We start from the raw sequence: 17,253 nt of genomic DNA on the forward strand, positions 1-17,253 counted from the left end.
GGAAGAGGCCGAAGTGGTCGAGGAAGAATCGCCGGAAGAGGCCGAGGTAGTCGAGGAAGAATCACCGGAAGAGGCCGAAGTGGTCGAGGAAGAATCACCGGAAGAGGCCGAGGTAGTCGAGGAAGAATCACCGGAAGAGGCCGAAGTGGTCGAGGAAGAATCACCGGAAGAGGCCGAAGTAGTCGAGGAAGAATCGCCGGAAGAGACCGAAGTGGTCGAGGAAGAATCACCGGAGGAGGCCGAAGCGGTCGAGGAAGAATCGCCGGAAGAGGCTGAGACGGTCGAGGAGGAAGTACCGGAGGCGACAGAAAAGTCGAAGAATCTGGCGGGCGGAATCCGGCTCCGTGATCTTGAAGAAGAAGATTTGTCCAGAGAGGTCACACCGGAGACACTGAAGACCGGGGCTGGGACAGAAGGAGCAGCTGCAGGCACCGGAAGCGTACCGTCGGAAGAAGTCAGAACAGATGGCACCTCAGCAGACGCGGATTCTGCGAAACCGAAGAAGAAGGAAATTCATTACATCGAGGAACTTGAGATTCCGGATCCGCAGCCTAGTGAGGCGGAGAGAGCCTCTCATACGCATACGATACCTCTGGATACCATCGGCGCTAATACCGTGCCGATTTCAATCGACAAGATCCTGAGCGAAGAGACTCCGGAGGAGCGCCGGATCCGTATCATGAACCGGGCAAAGCCGACGCGGATGAATGAGGAACAGCGCAAGATCTTTACATATTTTGCAAGAATCCCCGGAATGGACGCTCAGATTCTGGAAGCGATCAGCTGTGTATATGAGCACGCAGGCGAGAAGACATCCCTTCACGGCAATATCGCGGTCATGGGAGCCCGTGGAACCGGAAAAACCCGTCTGACACACGGACTTGTCGTCGCGATGTGCAAGGATCTCGGCATGGATGCGGCAAAGGTTGCCAGAGTCAGAGGCGCTGATCTGAATGAGAAGGATCCCGCAAGAGTTGTAGCCAGAATGGCAGGCGGCTTCTTCATCATTGAGGATGTGTCGGGAATGAACGAGGCTACCGTTGAGAAGCTCAGCCAGGCAATGGAATTCCGGACGGACTGCATGATCACAATCATCGAGGATGAGAAGGTCGCGATGCGGGCGTTTCTCAAGAAATATCCGCGTTTTGCCGCAAAGTTCGACCGCGTCATCTCCATTCCTGTCTTCACAAATGACGAGCTGATCACATTCGCCAGAACCTATGCGACAGAAAATGGTTATAAGATCGACGATATGGCGATTCTTGCGCTTTACACTATGATCGGAAATATGCAGACAGAGGAAGAGCCTGTGACCATTTCGATCGTGAAGGACATGATTGACAAGGCGATCAGCCGCTCCTCGGCGAAGCGCCGCAGAAGCAGGAAAAACAAAAAGGATAAATGGCTTGTGCTTCAGGAAAAGGATTTCAATCTCACCTGAGCAGGCAGAGGATCTCTGGCCGCACCGGAAACGAAGCCGGCGCGGCCAGCTTCTTACATGCAGAGACAGTGTCATGCTGTAGTTTTTATCAGGGAATAGAAAAATTGAGTGAATCAAGAAAAGAGCCATGGCTCGGTACGCCGGCCAGAACAATTGAAATATTGCAGAAGTACGGCTTTCGATTTCAGAAGAAATACGGCCAGAACTTTCTGATCGATCCGCACGTGCTGGAGAAGATTATTCGTGCTGCCGGGATCGGACGGGATGACTGCGTAATAGAGATCGGACCGGGAATCGGAACGCTGACCCAGTACCTCGCCTATGCTTCACGCGAGGTGTATGCGGTGGAAATCGACCGCAATCTGATACCGATTCTGGAGGACACACTCTCGGACTGGGACAATGTGACGGTCATCAATCAGGATATTCTCACACTCGATCTGAACCGCTTTGTGGAGGAGCACAACGGTGGAAGGCCGGTTAAGGTCGTGGCAAACCTTCCGTATTACATCACGACCCCTATTTTGATGGAGCTTCTGGAGAAGAAGGTTCCACTGGAGTCCGTGACTGTCATGGTCCAGAAGGAGGTTGCGGAGCGGATGCAGGCATCCCCTGGGACAAAGGATTACGGGGCTCTGTCACTGGCAGTTCAGTATTATTCCAGACCGGAAATTGTGGCAAATGTGCCTCCGAACTGCTTCATGCCAAGGCCGAACGTAGGCAGCGCGGTGATCCGTCTGACCGGCCGCCTGGCGGAAGAAAGAGTCCCGGTACAGGATGAAGGACTGATGTTCCGTCTGATCCGTGCCTCCTTCGCGCAGCGGAGAAAAACGCTTTTCAACGGACTGAGAAACAGCCGGGAGCTTGATTTTTCCAGAGAACAGATTGAATCTGCCATGGAGAAATGCGGGCTTTCAGAGAGCATACGGGGTGAGGCGCTGGATCTGAAGCAGTTTGCGGATCTTGCGGACGCGTTGTCCGAAAACCACTATATCCCTGAAGATGGGTAAATCTCTGGCTGCCTGGCACCCTTTGGCAGAATACCATATTTCCGAATACAAAATCTCCCCGGCATCAGCTGTTCGCTGCCTTGACAGCGTTCAGATGTGATGCCGGGGAGTTTATATATCAGCTTTCTCGGATTATTCTCCGAAATATCTCTTCAGAAGTCCCTCGAATGCCTTGCCATGTCTTGCCTCATCACGAGCCATCTCATGAACAGTGTCATGGATTGCGTCCAGATTCTCAGCCTTTGCTCTCTTTGCAAGCTCGAACTTTCCTTCAGTTGCGCCATACTCAGCCTCTACACGAAGCTCAAGGTTCTTCTTTGTGCTTGTGGTTACAACCTCGCCAAGGAGCTCAGCGAACTTGGAAGCGTGCTCTGCCTCTTCATGAGCAGCTTTCTCATAGTACAGACCGATCTCCGGATATCCCTCGCGGAATGCTACACGGGCCATTGCCAGATACATTCCAACCTCAGAGCACTCGCCCTCGAAGTTAGCCTTCAGGCCTTCCTTGATATCTTCCGGAACGTCAGCGGCAATGCCTACTACATGCTCGGCAGCCCATGTGCGCTCAGCAGTCTCATCGATCTTTACAAATTTGGATTTCGGCTGTTTGCAGGTCGGGCACTTCCAGTCAGCAGGAAGATCCTCGAACTTAACGCCTTCAACCTCTTCATCATAGATGTGTCCGCATACTGTACATTTCCATTTAGCCATTTGAGTTACCACCTTTCTTAAAGAAAAATTGTGCTGTCGTTTTACCTCCTCAGGGTAATCGGACAAAAACCATCATAACCAACTGCAACAATTACACAACAAATTTTATTGGAGTAACAGCTTATGCTGTGGGCTGAATCCCGACGGGGTGATGCGTCTCAGAAGAGTATTCTTCTTCAGACAGGTTCATCGCTTCCTTTTTCTTGCAGTCTGCGCAGATCCCGTAGAAAACAATACTGCAGCTTTCAATTTCGCCGTCAAAGCGGCGGGCTGCTTCCTCCTTGAACCGTTCTGTATCCACAAAATCCATATCTGTCATAGCTCCGCACCTGCGGCAGATAAAGTGATCGTGCGGAAGGACGTTTCCGTCGAATCGGTCCGCGACACCGTCTGCGGCAAGTTTCTGGATTTTGCCAAGATCAGATAAAAGGGAGAGGTTACGGTATACAGTTCCAAGACTGATATTCGGAAATTCCTTCCGTATATCCGCAAAAATCATATCCGCTGTTGGATGATCCTTGCGATGCTGGAGATTATTGTAGATAGCCTCCCTCTGGCGGCTGTGTTTCAATACTGCCATGCCTTTATCCTTTCTTTAAAATAATAATGAGAACGATTACTGTTTATAGTATAGGACTTACCTCCCTTGTTGTCAACAGGTAATTGAAAAAATTTTACATTTCTACATTTCTGCTTTTACAATGCAGATGTGATTCAAAAATTCTGTTTTTATTATACACTGCATCTTAAAAAACGTAGCCTTGTCTGCAAAAAGTCTGTCTTACCTGGTGTAAGTGAGCGACAGTAAGAATTCACTTATTTCGATCGTGCTTCCGTTCCTCAGGAGCCTTGTATCCGTGCAGGCCGATGAGACGCTGGTTGCGGCTTCCGCGGAACAGAAGAGTGACGTCCTTCTGCGCTTCAATGAACTCACCGTCGACGATGAGATCAATATAGGAGAGCATCTCCTCCGTTACATCAGTGTACACTTTTCCGCCCTTCATCAGATCAACATCATAGGTGTAGCCGGTGTAGCACCAGATGTCCTTGGAGGGGTATGCCTCGCGGACCCGCTTCAGAAGCCGGACAAGAACCTGCTGGTTCTCAGGCTCAAAAGGCTCGCCGCCAAGCAGCGTGAAACCCTGGATATAATCCGGTCTGAGTGCTTCAAGAATCTCCTCCGTGGTTTCTTCGGTAAAAGGTGTTCCATAATTGAAATCCCAGGTCATGGAATTAAAACAGCCTTTGCAGTGGTGTCTGCAGCCGGAGACAAAGAGACTGACTCTGACGCCAGGGCCGTCCGCTATATCAAACTCCTTGATGTTCGCGTAATTCATAGACACAATCCTTTCGTAAATACTTGTTCATTTTCTTTAAGAAACATTTTTGACACCTGATGAATTGTTTGACGGATTAACTTTCGTATTATTTTTCCGGACGAAAAAAATACTGCTGAAAGAAACTGTCACATGCCGGCACAAGCTCTGGCAACTCCGTATCACCCCGCGATCACCCGCGTTTACGATGCGCGATGCAAAAGAGACCGCCGCACCGGCCGCTTCCATGATTCCGTGTGTCGCCTGATCCGCTCTGGTGTTCCGGATGACGGAGTCGGGCAGTAGATGCTGCCGGAGACACATGCGGGAGACATATATTCATGGAAGGTGGCTGGTGTGGCGGTCTCAATCAATTCGTAGCTTATATCTGTCAGCGGCACGGAAGCTGCGAAGCGGTTCTCGTGCCGCGGGGACTTATACAGTGCGCAGCACGGAGCAATCCGCAGCTTATACAGTGTGTGGCACGATTTATCGTATGGCGTTACTGTATATTACAGCACTATAGAACACAGATTACAGATGAAGGACTCTGTCCTTGATTTCCTGTGTGCGGCCCTGGTTCCAGAACTGGGTTCCGATGTATCCGCAGGTGCGGCGCGCGACGGACATCTTGCTCTGATCGGTGTTTCCGCAGTTCGGGCATACCCAGATCAGTTTTCCGTGCTTGTCCTCCTTGATCTGGATCTCTCCGTCATAACCGCAGACCTCGCAGTAATCGCTCTTGGTGTTCAGCTCGGCGTACATGATGTTGTCGTAGATAAACTGCATTACGGAGATTACGGCAGGGATATTGTCCTGCATGTTCGGAACCTCGACATAGCTGATGGCTCCGCCCGGGGAAAGCTTCTGGAAATCGGCCTCGAACTTAAGCTTCTGGAAGGCATCGATCTTCTCGCGGACGTTGACATGATAGCTGTTCGTGATGTAGTTATGGTCGGTGACATCCTTTATCACACCGAAGCGCTTCTGCAGGCACTTTGCGAATTTGTATGTGGTGGATTCCATCGGGGTTCCGTACAGGGAGTAGCTGATGTGCTCCGCGGCACGCCACTCGGCGCACTTGTCGTTCAGGTGCTGCATAACCTTGAGGGCGAACGGTTTTGCCTCAGGGTCGGTGTGACTCTTTCCGGTCATGTATACGCACATCTCATAGAGACCTGCATATCCGAGACTGATGGTGGAGTAGTTGTTGTACAGGAGCTTGTCGATGGTTTCACCCTTCTTCAGTCTCGCGAGCGCGCCATACTGCCAGAGGATCGGGGCAACATCAGAAGGTGTCCCCAGCAGTCTCTCGTGGCGGCAGCGGAGAGCACGGTGGCAGAGCTCAAGTCTCTCATCAAGGATCTCCCAGAACTTGTCCATATCCTTCTTGGAGGAGCAGGCCACATCGACGAGATTGATGGTAACGACGCCCTGGTTGAAACGGCCGTAGTACTTGTGCTTTCCATCGATGTGATTTCTGGATCCGGATTTGTTGTCGTTGTCGCAGAGACCTTCCGGTACACTTTCGTTGTCCGGTGTGAGGAAGCTTCTGCATCCCATGCAGGGATATACATCACCGTTCTTGTATTCCTTCATCTTCTTTGCGGAGATGTAGTCGGGAACCATGCGCTTAGCGGTGCATTTCGCCGCAAGCTCGGTCAGATAGTAGTACTTTGAGTCGGGGTGAATGTTGTCCTCGTCCAGAACGTAGATCAGCTTCGGGAAGGCGGGGGTGATCCATACACCTTTCTCGTTCTTGACACCCTGCATTCTCTGGATCAGAACCTCGCGGATGATGGCGGCGAGATCGGTTCTCGTCTGCCCGTCCGGAACCTCATCCAGATACATGAACATGGTAACGAAGGGAGCCTGTCCGTTGCAGGTCATCAGAGTGATGAGCTGGTACTGGATGGTCTGGATGCCGCTCTTGATTTCTTCCGCAAGACGGCGCTCCGTGATGAGGTTGATAATCTTCTCATCCATGTCCTCTCCGCATTCCTGACGCTCGGCGATAACCTCCTTGCGGATCTTCTGCCGGCTGATGTCGACGAAGGGCGCGAGGTGGGCGAGGGTAAAGGACTGACCGCCGTACTGGTTGGAGGCAACCTGAGCGACAATCTGTGTGGTGACATTGCAGGCGGTGAAGAAGCTGTGGGGCTTTTCAATCAGAGTCTCACTGATGACGGTTCCGTTCTGCAGCATGTCCTCCAGGTTGATCAGGTCACAGTTGTGCTCCTTCTGCGCGTAGTAATCGGAGTCGTGGAAGTGAATGATTCCGGCTTCATGGGCCTGTACGATATCCTCCGGAAGGAGAATACGCTTTGTCAGATCCTTGCTGACCTCTCCGGCCATGTAGTCACGCTGGGTGGAGTTGATGACAGGGTTCTTGTTGGAATTCTCCTGCTTCACCTCTTCATTGTTCTGCTCGATCAGCGAGAGAATACCATCGTCCGTGGTGTTTGATTTTCTCGCGAGCGTTCTCTTATAGCGGTAGCGGACATACTTCTGCGCAACCTCAAAGCCACGCATCTCCATGATTCCGGTCTCTACCATGTCCTGGATGTCCTCGACATTGACCGCGTGAGGCGACTGGCTTACACGGTCGGCGACATTGTCAGCAATCGCCTGGATCTGATACGGATTCATCTGATGAATCTTGTCGACTTCATTGTTGGCCTTTGCAATTGCGTTGCAGATCTTCGTAATGTCGAAGGTGACCTCTTCGCCATTTCGTTTAATGACATTTGTCGTAACTTTCTTTTCCATTTCTAATCCCCCTGGGTAGTGAAAAAACAGATTCTGGAACTCTGCCTGTTTGAATGTACTATATTTTGTTAAAAACAAAAAGTAGGGCACAACATCTTGTGTGCCCTACTATAATAACCTAACACTTGCAGAATGTGAAGGGGAAACTTGCGAAAAAAGTTCACAAGAAATCTCCGGTAAATTCAGCGTTTTTTAGTGTATAAGCTCTTCGAAAACGCAGAAGGGCTCGACGCACGCGAAGCGTGCGAAAGAGCCCGGATGCGATTTCGAAGGCAACAGGTATGAGGATGAAGCGCGAATGCGCGAAATCCGAATACCTGTTAGCGGCACGGAAGCTGCGGAGCTGCGAAGTGACGCGAAGCTTATACAGAGTAATAAAAGAGAGCTCTTCGAAAACGCAGAAGGGCTCGACGCACGCGAAGCGTGCGAAAGAGCCCGGATGCGATTTCGAAGGCAACAGGTATGGGTCTTTATTAATATGCCTTTGCCCAGATAACCTCGTGCTTCGCGGGCTTTCCGCAGCATACACACCGGTCGCTGATCCGGATCTGCTTGAAGGGAATGCAGCGGGAGGTAGCAGTGGTATCTGCCTTGATCTTGTTCTCGCACGCTTCATCACCGCACCACATCGCTCTCACGAAGCCCGGCTTTTCTGCAACAGTTTTGCAGAAGGTATCATAATCAGTCGCATCATAGATATGGGTGTCCAGGTGCTCCTTTGCGCGGCGGAACATGTCAGCCTGAATAGTTTCAAGCAGAACGGGAACCTGCTGCGGGATCTCTTCGATCGGGACGATGGTCTTTTCGCGGGTGTCGCGGCGGACCAGAACAGCCTGACCCTTCTCGATGTCCTTCGGTCCGAGCTCGATACGGATCGGGATGCCGCGCATCTCCTGCTCGGAGAACTTCCAGCCGGGACTCTTCTCTGAATCATCAAGATTCACACGGACGCCGGCAGCGGCAAGCGCCGTTTTTACTTCAAGAGCCTTGTCCATGACGCCCTCGGCATCCTGGCGGATCGGAATGATCATGACCTGAACGGGAGCGATATGAGGGGGCAGTACGAGACCGCTGTTATCGCCGTGTACCATGATCATGGCTCCGATGACACGGGTGGTCATTCCCCAGGAGGTCTGATGCACATACTTGAGGGTATTGTCCTTGTCGGTGAACTGTACGCCGTAAGCCTTTGCGAAGATGTCGTCAAAGTTGTGGCTGGTGCCGGACTGAAGGGCCTTTCCGTCGTGCATCATGGCTTCGACGGTGTAAGTGTGCTTTGCGCCTGCAAATTTCTCCTTCTCGGTTTTCTGTCCCTTAATTACAGGGATAGCCATATCCTGTTCCAGGAAATCGGCATAGACGTTCAGCATCTGAACGGTTCTCTCTTCCGATTCCTCTGCGGTTGCGTGAGCAGTATGACCCTCCTGCCACAGGAATTCACGGGAGCGGAGGAAAGGACGGGTTGTCTTCTCCCAACGCAGAACGGAACACCACTGGTTGTATAATTTTGGAAGATCTCTGTGGGAATGGATGTCTTTTGCATAAAAATCGCAGAACAGTGTCTCGGAAGTCGGGCGCACACAGAGACGCTCAGTCAGCTTCTCGGATCCGCCCTGGGTGATCCACGCGACCTCCGGAGCAAAACCCTTCACAAGCTCTGCCTCCTTGTTGAGAAGGCTTTCCGGGATCAGCATCGGCATATATACGTTCTGAACGCCGGTCGCTTTGAAGCGGGCGTCGAGATTATTCTGGATATTCTCCCAGATCGCATAGCCGGCGGGTTTAATCGCCATGCAGCCCTTTACGCTGGTGTATCCGATCAGATCGGCCTTGACGCAGACATCGGTATACCACTGCGCAAAATCGTCTTCCATCGACGTGATTTGCTCTACTAATTTCTTATCCTTTGCCATAGTGAACTCCTGATTATTTATCGATCCTGTACATAACGGTACTTAATGTGGTTGCGGTTTCTTCGCGAACGCAATCAGCATAAATTCTAACCTCAATAGAAATGGTTGTCAAGGCTGACGGTACCGCTTCGATTGACAGGCTGACGGTACCGCTTCGCTTGCATCAGGCTGTAAAACGGATTATGATGGTAAAAGTTCAGACGGAGAATTTCCGGAAAAGCTGAAGTGAGAGTGGAAAGGTACTGTGTAGTATGAAGATAAGAATACCGGCGACTGTCCGCATGGTTCTGGACAGCCTGCATGCAAAGGGATATGAAGCCTATATCGTAGGCGGATGTGTGCGTGATTCCATTCTGGGAAGAAGGCCGGAGGACTGGGATATCACGACGTCGGCTCTCCCGGAGCAGGTGAAGCGGATTTTTGTGAAGACGGTGGATACCGGAATTGAGCATGGAACGGTGACGGTGCTTGTGGGCGGCAGGGCGCATGAGGTGACAACCTATCGGATTGACGGTACATATAAGGACAGTCGTCATCCGGAAAATGTTACCTTCACGGCGAGTCTGCCGGAGGACTTGAAGCGCCGGGATTTCACCATCAACGCGATGGCGTACAATGAGGAAGAGGGTCTGATTGATCTCTACGGAGGAATGGATGACCTGCAGCGCAGGTGCATCCGCTGTGTAGGAAACCCGGAGGAACGTTTTTCAGAGGACGCTCTGCGGATTCTGCGTGCGGTTCGTTTTTCGGCGCAGCTGAATTTCGGAATTGATCCGGAGACGATCGCGGGAATTGTAAAGCTGGCTCCGAATCTGGCGAAGATCAGTGCAGAGCGCATCTGCGCGGAGCTTACGAAGCTGATTACATCAGATCACCCGGAGTATCTGAAGGTGGCTTATCAGGCCGGGATCACAAGGATCATCCTTCCGGAATTTGATGAGATGATGCGAACGCCGCAGAACAATCCGCATCACATGTACAGCGTCGGCGAGCATACTCTCGTCTCCATGGCGGAGGTGAAAAACGACAGAATTCTGCGTTTCACGATGCTTCTTCATGACGTAGGAAAACCGGCATGCAGAACGACAGACGCAAATGGAATTGATCATTTCAAAGGGCACGGAGAGAAGGGCGCTGCCATGGCTGTGAAGATCATGCGGCGGCTGAAGATGGACAACGACACCATCCGCCAGGTGCGGACGCTCATCATCTATCATGACTGGAGAGTAAAGCCGGATGAGAAGCATGTCCGTCATCTTATCAATAAGGTAGGGAAGGATCTTTTTCCTCTCTTCATCAGGGTACAGGACGCCGATACCATGGCGCAGAGCGAGTGGAAGCGCGAGGAGAAGCTTCGCCGTGTGATCGGAGTGGCTCAGGTCGGAGAAAAAATTATCAGTGAGAATCAGTGCGTGGATCTGAAGGGCCTGGCGATTAACGGCAGAGATCTGATCGACGCAGGAATTCCGAAGGGACCGGAGATCGGCGTCTGTCTCCAGAAGGCACTGGAGCTTGTGCTGGATGATCCGGAGAAGAACAATCGGGAATTTCTTCTCGGCTTCTGTACGGGATCGTCCGAAGAACGGAGCAATCGGTAGCTTGTACAGCATGTGGCATGATGTATCGCATGGCGGTTTATTGTACTGAAAATGCAGGTGAGAGAGCGGCTGTGAGTTCAGACGATTTTCAAAAAATGCCCTGATCATGACGAGAAATTTAAATTCAGACAGAGATCGCGAATCCGTGCGCAGGAAAAATCCTGTGCCAATCGGGAAAAAACAAAAAGGCGGTTGTCAGAAGCCGGAGGATGGTATAAAGTAAACTCTTGAGGATGCTTGAAACACTTGGATTTTCTTGACAAATCAGGCGTCTGATAGTATAAAAAGACCATATATTGTAAATTTTAGGAGGAAGTATTACATGAACAAAACCGAATTAGTGGCAGCAATCGCCGAGAAAACGGGACTTTCGAAAAAAGATTCTGAGAAAGCTCTTGGCGCATTCATTGATACTGTAGCAGAAGCGTTAAAGGACGGAGATAAGGTGCAGCTTGTTGGATTTGGAACCTTCGAAGTATCTGAGAGAGCAGCGCGCAGCGGAAGAAATCCTCAGACAGGTGAGACCATCGAGATTGCAGCATCCAAATCTCCGAAGTTCAAGGCAGGAAAAGCTCTGAAGGATATGATCAAATAACAGCAGCTGCTGAAGAACGGTTGCAGAGCGTTATACAGGTGAAATGACAGGGTGGGACTGCAGCATGGCTGATCCATGCAGCAGTCCCATCGTGTCGTTCGGGCAGTGCCCGTATGACTCTTATATACAGTTTGCGTTTCTTTGAAAACGGAGCCGGATAACAGAAGACAGAAAGGAATGCCATGAGATTAGACAAATATCTGAAGGTATCGAGACTGATCAAGCGGAGAACCGTCGCGAATGAAGCCTGTGACGCGGGGCGCGTCCTGCTGAACGGGAAGACGGCAAGAGCGAGCGCAGAGGTAAAGGCAGGCGACAGAATCGACATCCTCTTCGGCGAGAAGACAGTTTCAGTGCGGGTGCTGAGTGTCCAGGAGACCGTCCGAAAGGAGGACGCACAGTCGACGTATGAGTACGTCTGATGTCGTGCCCGGGAAATCTTGCTTTTTCAAAAACGGACTGCTATACTTCGTATAAGTTCTCTGAAAATGCGGGTGACCGGCGGCGCGGGAAGTGTTAAACAGGCTGCCTGTGGTTTCGGTAACTATCCCTGGTTTTGCGGAATGCAAGGCAAGCGAGGGAATGTTAAGCGGACTGCCTGGCGGTTCGAGGGGAGCGGGTATGATGAAAGCGGATATCATTCTGAAGTGACGCGAGAGCGTCATGAAAGGGATACCATATATTTCTGTGACAGGGGACCGGAATGCGTCAGAATAAGAAAACAATGTTGTGTATCATTGCTGTGGTGGTCGCGCTGATGATCGCGCTGATGGCGGGAAGTGCCAGGCTCAGCAGCAGAATTGCCGAGGGCAATACTCAGATAGAGGAGCTCAAGAAGGAGAACGAAGAGGAACAGAAGCGCACGGAGGAAATCCGCAGCGAGTCGGAATATATACAGAGCGATTCTTACAAGGAGCAGGTAGCGAAGGATAAGCTTGGCCTGATCAAGGACGGAGAGATTATTTTCCGGGAATCGGATACGGCCGGAGCAAACAGCGACACATCTGCTTCTTCAGATTCTTCTTCATCTGCGTCATCTTCTTCATCCTCGGAAGATCAGGAATCCGGGACCGAGAATGCCGGCGGAGATACAGCTTACGGTGGTACCGGCTACTGATGAGATGACCGGGAGCCATATCCGATTCTGCGGATATGGCTTTTTTCAGTGATGAAAAGAAGAAAGCCGGACATTACGGGATGCGATATCCGATTCTGAGGATATAGTTTTTTTCAATGACAGCGGATCGGGAGTGAACAGATGGATCTGATAAGAAAGGCGGATGCATATATCCGCAGATTCCATATGATCGATGAGGGAGATGTGGTGATTGCCGGTGTTTCCGGCGGTGCGGATTCCGTCTGTCTCCTTCTGGTTCTGGACGCTCTAAGGGAGAAGAGAAGTTTCCATCTGGCGGCTGTGCATGTGAATCACAACATCAGAGGCACGGACGCGGATGCGGATGAGGAATATGTGAGAACGATCTGCCGTGAAATAAAGATCCCTCTGTATGTATATTCTTTTCCGGTTACGGAAATCGCGAGGCGGGAAAAGAGGGGACTCGAGGAAACCGGGCGGCTTCTGCGGCAGCAGGCGTTCCGGGATGCTCTGTGTAAGGCGGAGAGGCTATTCTTGTCGGAAGAGACAGGTGAGCGTGCAGATAATCCGAAACGAAGAAGGGTAACAGAAGTCCGCGGTCGCGGGGGTGCGGCAGAAGGAGTGAAGATCGCGCTGGCGCATCACGCAAATGATCTCGCGGAAACCGCGCTCTTTCAGGCTGTTCGCGGAAGTTCTCTGGCAGGGCTCGCAGGCATCCGTCCGGTCAGCAGGATCGGTGGTGCATGGGAAGACGCGCGCACGGAAGAGCTTACGGTGATACATCCTCTCTTGTTTGTACGCAGATGGGAGATTGAGGAGTGGCTTCGGGAACAGAACATCTGCTGGCGGACTGACGCGACGAACCTGGATGAAGAATACAGCAGGAACTGTCTGAGACAACGGGTGATTCCGTATCTGGAAGAGCATCTGAATCCGGAGGCGGTGCGTCACATTCGCGAGCTGGCTGAGGATGCGGCAGAGGCGGATGAATACCTTCATGCGGAAGCGCGAAAGCGGGAATCCGAACTGGTGGAGGTGGGTTCGAACAGCGATGGCGGCGTCATTGTTTTTCTGAAGGACGCGGTGATGCAGGAAGCAGAGGTTATACAGCGCTATATTCTGATGGATGCTCTGGAGATGGTGTCCGGAAGAAAAAAGGACCTCGGGCGCGAACAGCTGCGGCAGCTCCGCGAGCTGTTCGACATGTCTGTGGGAAAGGGAGTAGATCTTCCTTACGGCGTCCGTGCGGTTCGGCGATATGACGGAATCCGTCTTGTGCGCGGGGGCGCAGAGCTTGCGAAGAGCGCGGCTGTACCGGTGACGGGAGAAGGAACCTTTTTCTTCAGGGGATGGAAATTTACCTGCAGGCGAATGCGGGGATACCCGGGAGCAGAGAAGAAAATACCGCTAAATCGGTATACGAAGTACTTCGACTATGATAAAATAGGAAACAATATCGTATTCCGAACGCGGCTTGCCGGAGACCGGATTGCTGTCACGGATACCGGGCAGACCAAGAAGCTGAAGGATTACTTTATAAATGAAAAAATTCCGCGGGATGAACGTGGAGAAATTCCTCTTCTGGCATCCGGCCAGCGGATTTTCTGGGTGGTCGGAGGAAGAATCAGCGGGGACTGCAGGATTACAGACAAAACAAAGAATATCCTGGAGATCACCGCGGAGGAAATGACATGCCAATGAGGAAGCCGGACGGACGAAGAAAAGTTCGGAAAGCAGACGATTGTCCGGAAAAAGCAAGAGGCAAACGGCTGTCCGGTAGGGCACGAGACGACAGTCCGGGAAAGGCATGAGACGACAGTCCGGGAAAGGCATGAGACGACAGTCCGGAAAAAGGCATGAGACGGCTGTCCGGATAAAGCGGGAAATAGTGTGATAATGATAATTTTATATAGGAGGATTTTCGAATGAGCGAGAAGGTATCGGTTTTGATTCCGGAGGAGAAGGTACAGCAGAGAGTTGCCGAGCTGGGCGCGCAAATCAGCAGGGACTACGAGGGCAGGACAATCACCATGATCTGCGTCCTGAAGGGCGGAGTGGTATTCATGTGTGATCTGGCGAAGAAGATCACCGTCCCGGTGACCATGGACTTCATGTCGGTTTCCAGCTACGGCGGGGGAACCTCTTCCAGCGGGATTGTGAAGATTGTGAAGGATCTGGACCAGAGCATAGAGGGCAAGGATGTGCTGATTGTGGAGGATATTATTGATTCCGGAAGAACGCTGAGCTATCTCCTGCAGATTTTCAAGAAGAGAAAGCCGAACAGCATTCGTCTGTGCACGCTCCTCGACAAGCCGGAGCGGCGCGTCGTGCCGGATGTGAATGTGGAGTACTCCGGATTCCAGATTCCGGACAATTTTGTCGTCGGATTCGGACTTGATTACGATCAGAGGTACAGAAATCTTCCGTACATCGGCGTCATTTCTTTTGATGACGAGGACGCCCGGTAATAGACGCGGGCATCGCGATAACGAGATGTCGATTTTCGCGCATGAAGAATAACAGCCCGGGGTTATAGACGCGGGTATTGCGATAACGAGATGTCGATTTTTGCGCATGAAGAATAACAGCCCGGGGTAATTGGCGCGGGCATCTCGATAACGAGATAGTACGGCAGAGTAAGGAGCAGAAGACTTTGAACAGAACGAACAACAGAAGAGGGATGGCGGTGTATCTGATCATCATGGCCGTGATCATCGCTTTTTTCCTGATTATACCGACTCTCATGCAGTCAAACCGCGCGGTCAGCGCATCGGCCTATGAGAAATATCTGAAGGACGACGAGATCAGCCGTGCAGAGATCAGCCAGAACGCCGAGGTGCCCACGGGTAAGGTTTCGTTCACCCTGCGGGATGGAACGGAATATGTGGTGAATGTCACGGATGTCAACGATGCGATTCAGGAGCTGGAAGATCATGACATCAGTTATACAGTGTCTGACGTTTCCCGGTCCGGAGAATGGAGCACGATTCTCATTCCGTTTCTTCTGGGTGTTCTTCTGGTGGTTATCCTGGCGGGATTCCTCGCAAGATCCGCGGGAGGCGCGGGTAACGCCAACAGCCGGATGATGGATTTCGGCAAGAGCCATGCGTCGATGACAAACGGCAAGGAGAGCAAGGTTCGTTTTGCAGACGTAGCCGGGCTTGAGGAAGAGAAGGAGGATCTGGTGGAAATCGTGGATTTCCTCAAGAATCCCTCGAAATATACGAAAGTTGGAGCGCGGATTCCGAAGGGCGTCATCCTCGTGGGACCTCCCGGAACGGGCAAAACGCTGCTGGCGAAGGCGGTTGCCGGCGAAGCCGGTGTTGCGTTCTTCAGCATCTCGGGCTCGGATTTTGTGGAGATGTTTGTCGGTGTCGGAGCCTCCAGGGTAAGAGATCTTTTTTCCGAGGCAAAAAAGAACGCGCCGTGTATCGTTTTCATTGATGAGATCGACGCGGTCGGCAGACGCCGTGGAACCGGAATGGGCGGCGGACATGACGAGAGGGAGCAGACCCTCAACCAGCTTCTGGTCGAGATGGACGGATTCGGCGTCAACGAGGGAATTATCGTGATGGCAGCCACGAACCGTGTGGATATTCTCGATCCGGCCATTCTGCGTCCGGGACGTTTTGACCGGAAGGTTGTAGTAAGCCCGCCGGATATCAGAGGAAGGGAGGAAATCCTGAAGGTTCACGCGAAGAACAAGCCGCTCGGCGATGATATTGATCTGAAGCAGATCGCGCAGACGACAGCGGGATTCACCGGCGCGGATCTGGAGAATCTTTTGAACGAGGCGGCAATTCATGCCGCGCGCGACTCCAGGGCGTATGTCCGCCAGGAGGATATCAAGGATGCCTTCATCAAGGTCGGTATCGGCACAGAGAAGAAAAGCCGTGTGATTTCCGAGAAGGAGAAAAAAATCACTGCCTACCATGAGACCGGACATGCTATTCTGTTCCATGTTCTGGATCTGATGGAACCGGTATACACGATTTCCATCATTCCCACGGGGCCAGGTGCGGCCGGCTATACTATGCCGCAGCCGGAAAACGATGAAATGTTCATGACCAAGGGCAAGATGATCCAGCAGATCATTGTGGATCTGGGAGGACGCGCGGCCGAGGAGATGGTATTTGACGATATTACGACCGGAGCATCCCAGGATATCAAGCAGGCGACGGCGACTGCAAGGGCCATGATCACAAAATATGGCATGTCTCCCAAGCTGGGTCTGGTAAACTATGACCAGGGCGACAGCAATGAAGTGTTTATCGGAAGAGACTGGGGTCACACGAAGTCCTACAGTGAAAATGTCGCCGCTGCGATCGATGAGGAAGTCAAGGAAATCATTGAGAACTGCCACAGCAGAGCCCGCGAGATCATTGAGAAGCACAGATTTGTTCTGGATGAGTGCGCGAAACAGCTGATGGAAAAGGAAAAATTAAACCGCAAAGAATTTGAGGCTATTTTTGAAGAGGAAGCAAAAGCTGTGGCAGATGGAGCTGCAGAATCATAATTGTGAATGGTGCACAAAACTAAATGGCAAAATTTGTTAACTTTGTGCAGACTTTTGGAGGGACCCGTGTTACTATAATAACCGTAAAAACCCCCCAATACATTATATAGTTTTTGCTACACCCCATAAGAGAAATACCTTCTCCAAAAAGGCAGCCTGAATAAGGCTGCCTTTTTACAGTGCGCCTAGCGGCGCACGTTTCCAACGGGTTCAAGTCCCGAATCCGCCCGGTAGTGGGAAGGATATAGCCGAAGGCAAGGGTGTCCGCCGTGAGACGGAATCTGAAGG

At 51.6% G+C, this 17,253-nt stretch carries 13 protein-coding genes and 1 pseudogene; 9 read left to right on the top strand and 5 right to left on the bottom strand.

Annotation, left to right across the window (positions count from 1 at the left end):
- Positions 1-1,441, top strand: a pseudogene (locus ACTQZS_RS14420) (hypothetical protein); the annotation flags it as partial.
- Between the two features lie 104 nt (positions 1,442-1,545).
- On the top strand, positions 1,546-2,451 hold the full coding sequence (gene rsmA / locus ACTQZS_RS14425; protein WP_441476431.1) for a 16S rRNA (adenine(1518)-N(6)/adenine(1519)-N(6))-dimethyltransferase RsmA: 906 nt from the start codon (positions 1,546-1,548) through the stop codon (positions 2,449-2,451).
- Between the two features lie 132 nt (positions 2,452-2,583).
- Here rsmA and ACTQZS_RS14430 read toward each other — a convergent pair whose 3' ends face one another.
- The 5 genes from ACTQZS_RS14430 to proS form a co-directional block, all read right to left on the bottom strand.
- On the bottom strand, positions 2,584-3,162 hold the full coding sequence (locus ACTQZS_RS14430) for a ferritin family protein (RefSeq protein WP_441100462.1): 579 nt from the start codon (positions 3,160-3,162) through the stop codon (positions 2,584-2,586).
- 121 nt (positions 3,163-3,283) lie between these two features.
- Positions 3,284-3,742 carry a Fur family transcriptional regulator gene (locus ACTQZS_RS14435; protein ID WP_441476432.1) on the bottom strand — a complete coding sequence of 153 codons (459 nt, stop codon included), beginning with the start codon at positions 3,740-3,742 and terminating at the stop codon, positions 3,284-3,286.
- A 232-nt stretch (positions 3,743-3,974) separates the two neighbouring features.
- Entirely contained in the window at positions 3,975-4,499 is a 525-nt protein-coding gene (gene nrdG / locus ACTQZS_RS14440) for an anaerobic ribonucleoside-triphosphate reductase activating protein (protein WP_441476433.1), read from the bottom strand.
- A 513-nt stretch (positions 4,500-5,012) separates the two neighbouring features.
- A complete protein-coding gene (nrdD, locus tag ACTQZS_RS14445; RefSeq protein WP_441476434.1) occupies positions 5,013-7,247 on the bottom strand; it encodes an anaerobic ribonucleoside-triphosphate reductase in 2,235 nt (744 codons plus the stop codon).
- A 473-nt stretch (positions 7,248-7,720) separates the two neighbouring features.
- Positions 7,721-9,160: a proline--tRNA ligase gene (gene proS / locus ACTQZS_RS14450; RefSeq protein ID WP_441476435.1), complete on the bottom strand. Its 1,440-nt coding sequence runs from the start codon at positions 9,158-9,160 to the stop codon at positions 7,721-7,723.
- A 251-nt stretch (positions 9,161-9,411) separates the two neighbouring features.
- Between proS and ACTQZS_RS14455 the strand changes: the two genes are divergently transcribed.
- The 7 genes from ACTQZS_RS14455 (at position 9,412) to ftsH (ending at position 16,965) form a co-directional block, all read left to right on the top strand.
- Positions 9,412-10,758, top strand: a complete 1,347-nt coding sequence (locus ACTQZS_RS14455) for a CCA tRNA nucleotidyltransferase (RefSeq protein ID WP_441476436.1) — start codon at positions 9,412-9,414, stop codon at positions 10,756-10,758.
- A 280-nt stretch (positions 10,759-11,038) separates the two neighbouring features.
- On the top strand, positions 11,039-11,353 hold the full coding sequence (locus ACTQZS_RS14460) for an HU family DNA-binding protein (protein ID WP_441476442.1): 315 nt from the start codon (positions 11,039-11,041) through the stop codon (positions 11,351-11,353).
- Between the two features lie 182 nt (positions 11,354-11,535).
- On the top strand, positions 11,536-11,775 hold the full coding sequence (locus ACTQZS_RS14465; RefSeq protein WP_441476437.1) for an RNA-binding S4 domain-containing protein: 240 nt from the start codon (positions 11,536-11,538) through the stop codon (positions 11,773-11,775).
- A gap of 281 nt (positions 11,776-12,056) precedes the next feature.
- The gene (locus ACTQZS_RS14470; protein WP_441476438.1) at positions 12,057-12,470 is read left to right on the top strand and encodes a septum formation initiator family protein; all 414 of its coding nucleotides are present in this window, start codon (positions 12,057-12,059) and stop codon (positions 12,468-12,470) included.
- A 141-nt stretch (positions 12,471-12,611) separates the two neighbouring features.
- Positions 12,612-14,150, top strand: coding sequence for a tRNA lysidine(34) synthetase TilS (gene tilS / locus ACTQZS_RS14475; protein WP_441476439.1), 1,539 nt, complete (start codon positions 12,612-12,614; stop codon positions 14,148-14,150).
- Positions 14,151-14,374: 224 nt separating this feature from the next.
- On the top strand, positions 14,375-14,917 hold the full coding sequence (gene hpt, locus ACTQZS_RS14480) for a hypoxanthine phosphoribosyltransferase (RefSeq protein ID WP_441476440.1): 543 nt from the start codon (positions 14,375-14,377) through the stop codon (positions 14,915-14,917).
- Positions 14,918-15,102: 185 nt separating this feature from the next.
- Positions 15,103-16,965 carry an ATP-dependent zinc metalloprotease FtsH gene (ftsH, locus tag ACTQZS_RS14485; RefSeq protein WP_441476441.1) on the top strand — a complete coding sequence of 621 codons (1,863 nt, stop codon included), beginning with the start codon at positions 15,103-15,105 and terminating at the stop codon, positions 16,963-16,965.
- Positions 16,966-17,253 lie beyond the last annotated feature (288 nt).

The sequence above is a fragment of the Bilifractor sp. LCP19S3_H10 genome (assembly GCF_052119185.1).
GTDB lineage: Bacteria > Bacillota > Clostridia > Lachnospirales > Lachnospiraceae > Bilifractor.

Excerpts from the sequence above, each read along its gene's own strand:
- ACTQZS_RS14470 (WP_441476438.1), top strand. The coding sequence starts at position 12,057 with ATGCGTCAGAATAAGAAAACAATGTTGTGTATCATTGCTGTGGTGGTC.
- proS (WP_441476435.1), bottom strand. The coding sequence starts at position 9,160 with ATGGCAAAGGATAAGAAATTAGTAGAGCAAATCACGTCGATGGAAGAC.
- ACTQZS_RS14465 (WP_441476437.1), top strand. The coding sequence starts at position 11,536 with ATGAGATTAGACAAATATCTGAAGGTATCGAGACTGATCAAGCGGAGA.
- nrdG (WP_441476433.1), bottom strand. The coding sequence starts at position 4,499 with ATGAATTACGCGAACATCAAGGAGTTTGATATAGCGGACGGCCCTGGC.
- tilS (WP_441476439.1), top strand. The coding sequence starts at position 12,612 with ATGGATCTGATAAGAAAGGCGGATGCATATATCCGCAGATTCCATATG.
- ACTQZS_RS14435 (WP_441476432.1), bottom strand. The coding sequence starts at position 3,742 with ATGGCAGTATTGAAACACAGCCGCCAGAGGGAGGCTATCTACAATAAT.
- ACTQZS_RS14455 (WP_441476436.1), top strand. The coding sequence starts at position 9,412 with ATGAAGATAAGAATACCGGCGACTGTCCGCATGGTTCTGGACAGCCTG.
- ACTQZS_RS14430 (WP_441100462.1), bottom strand. The coding sequence starts at position 3,162 with ATGGCTAAATGGAAATGTACAGTATGCGGACACATCTATGATGAAGAG.
- nrdD (WP_441476434.1), bottom strand. The coding sequence starts at position 7,247 with ATGGAAAAGAAAGTTACGACAAATGTCATTAAACGAAATGGCGAAGAG.
- hpt (WP_441476440.1), top strand. The coding sequence starts at position 14,375 with ATGAGCGAGAAGGTATCGGTTTTGATTCCGGAGGAGAAGGTACAGCAG.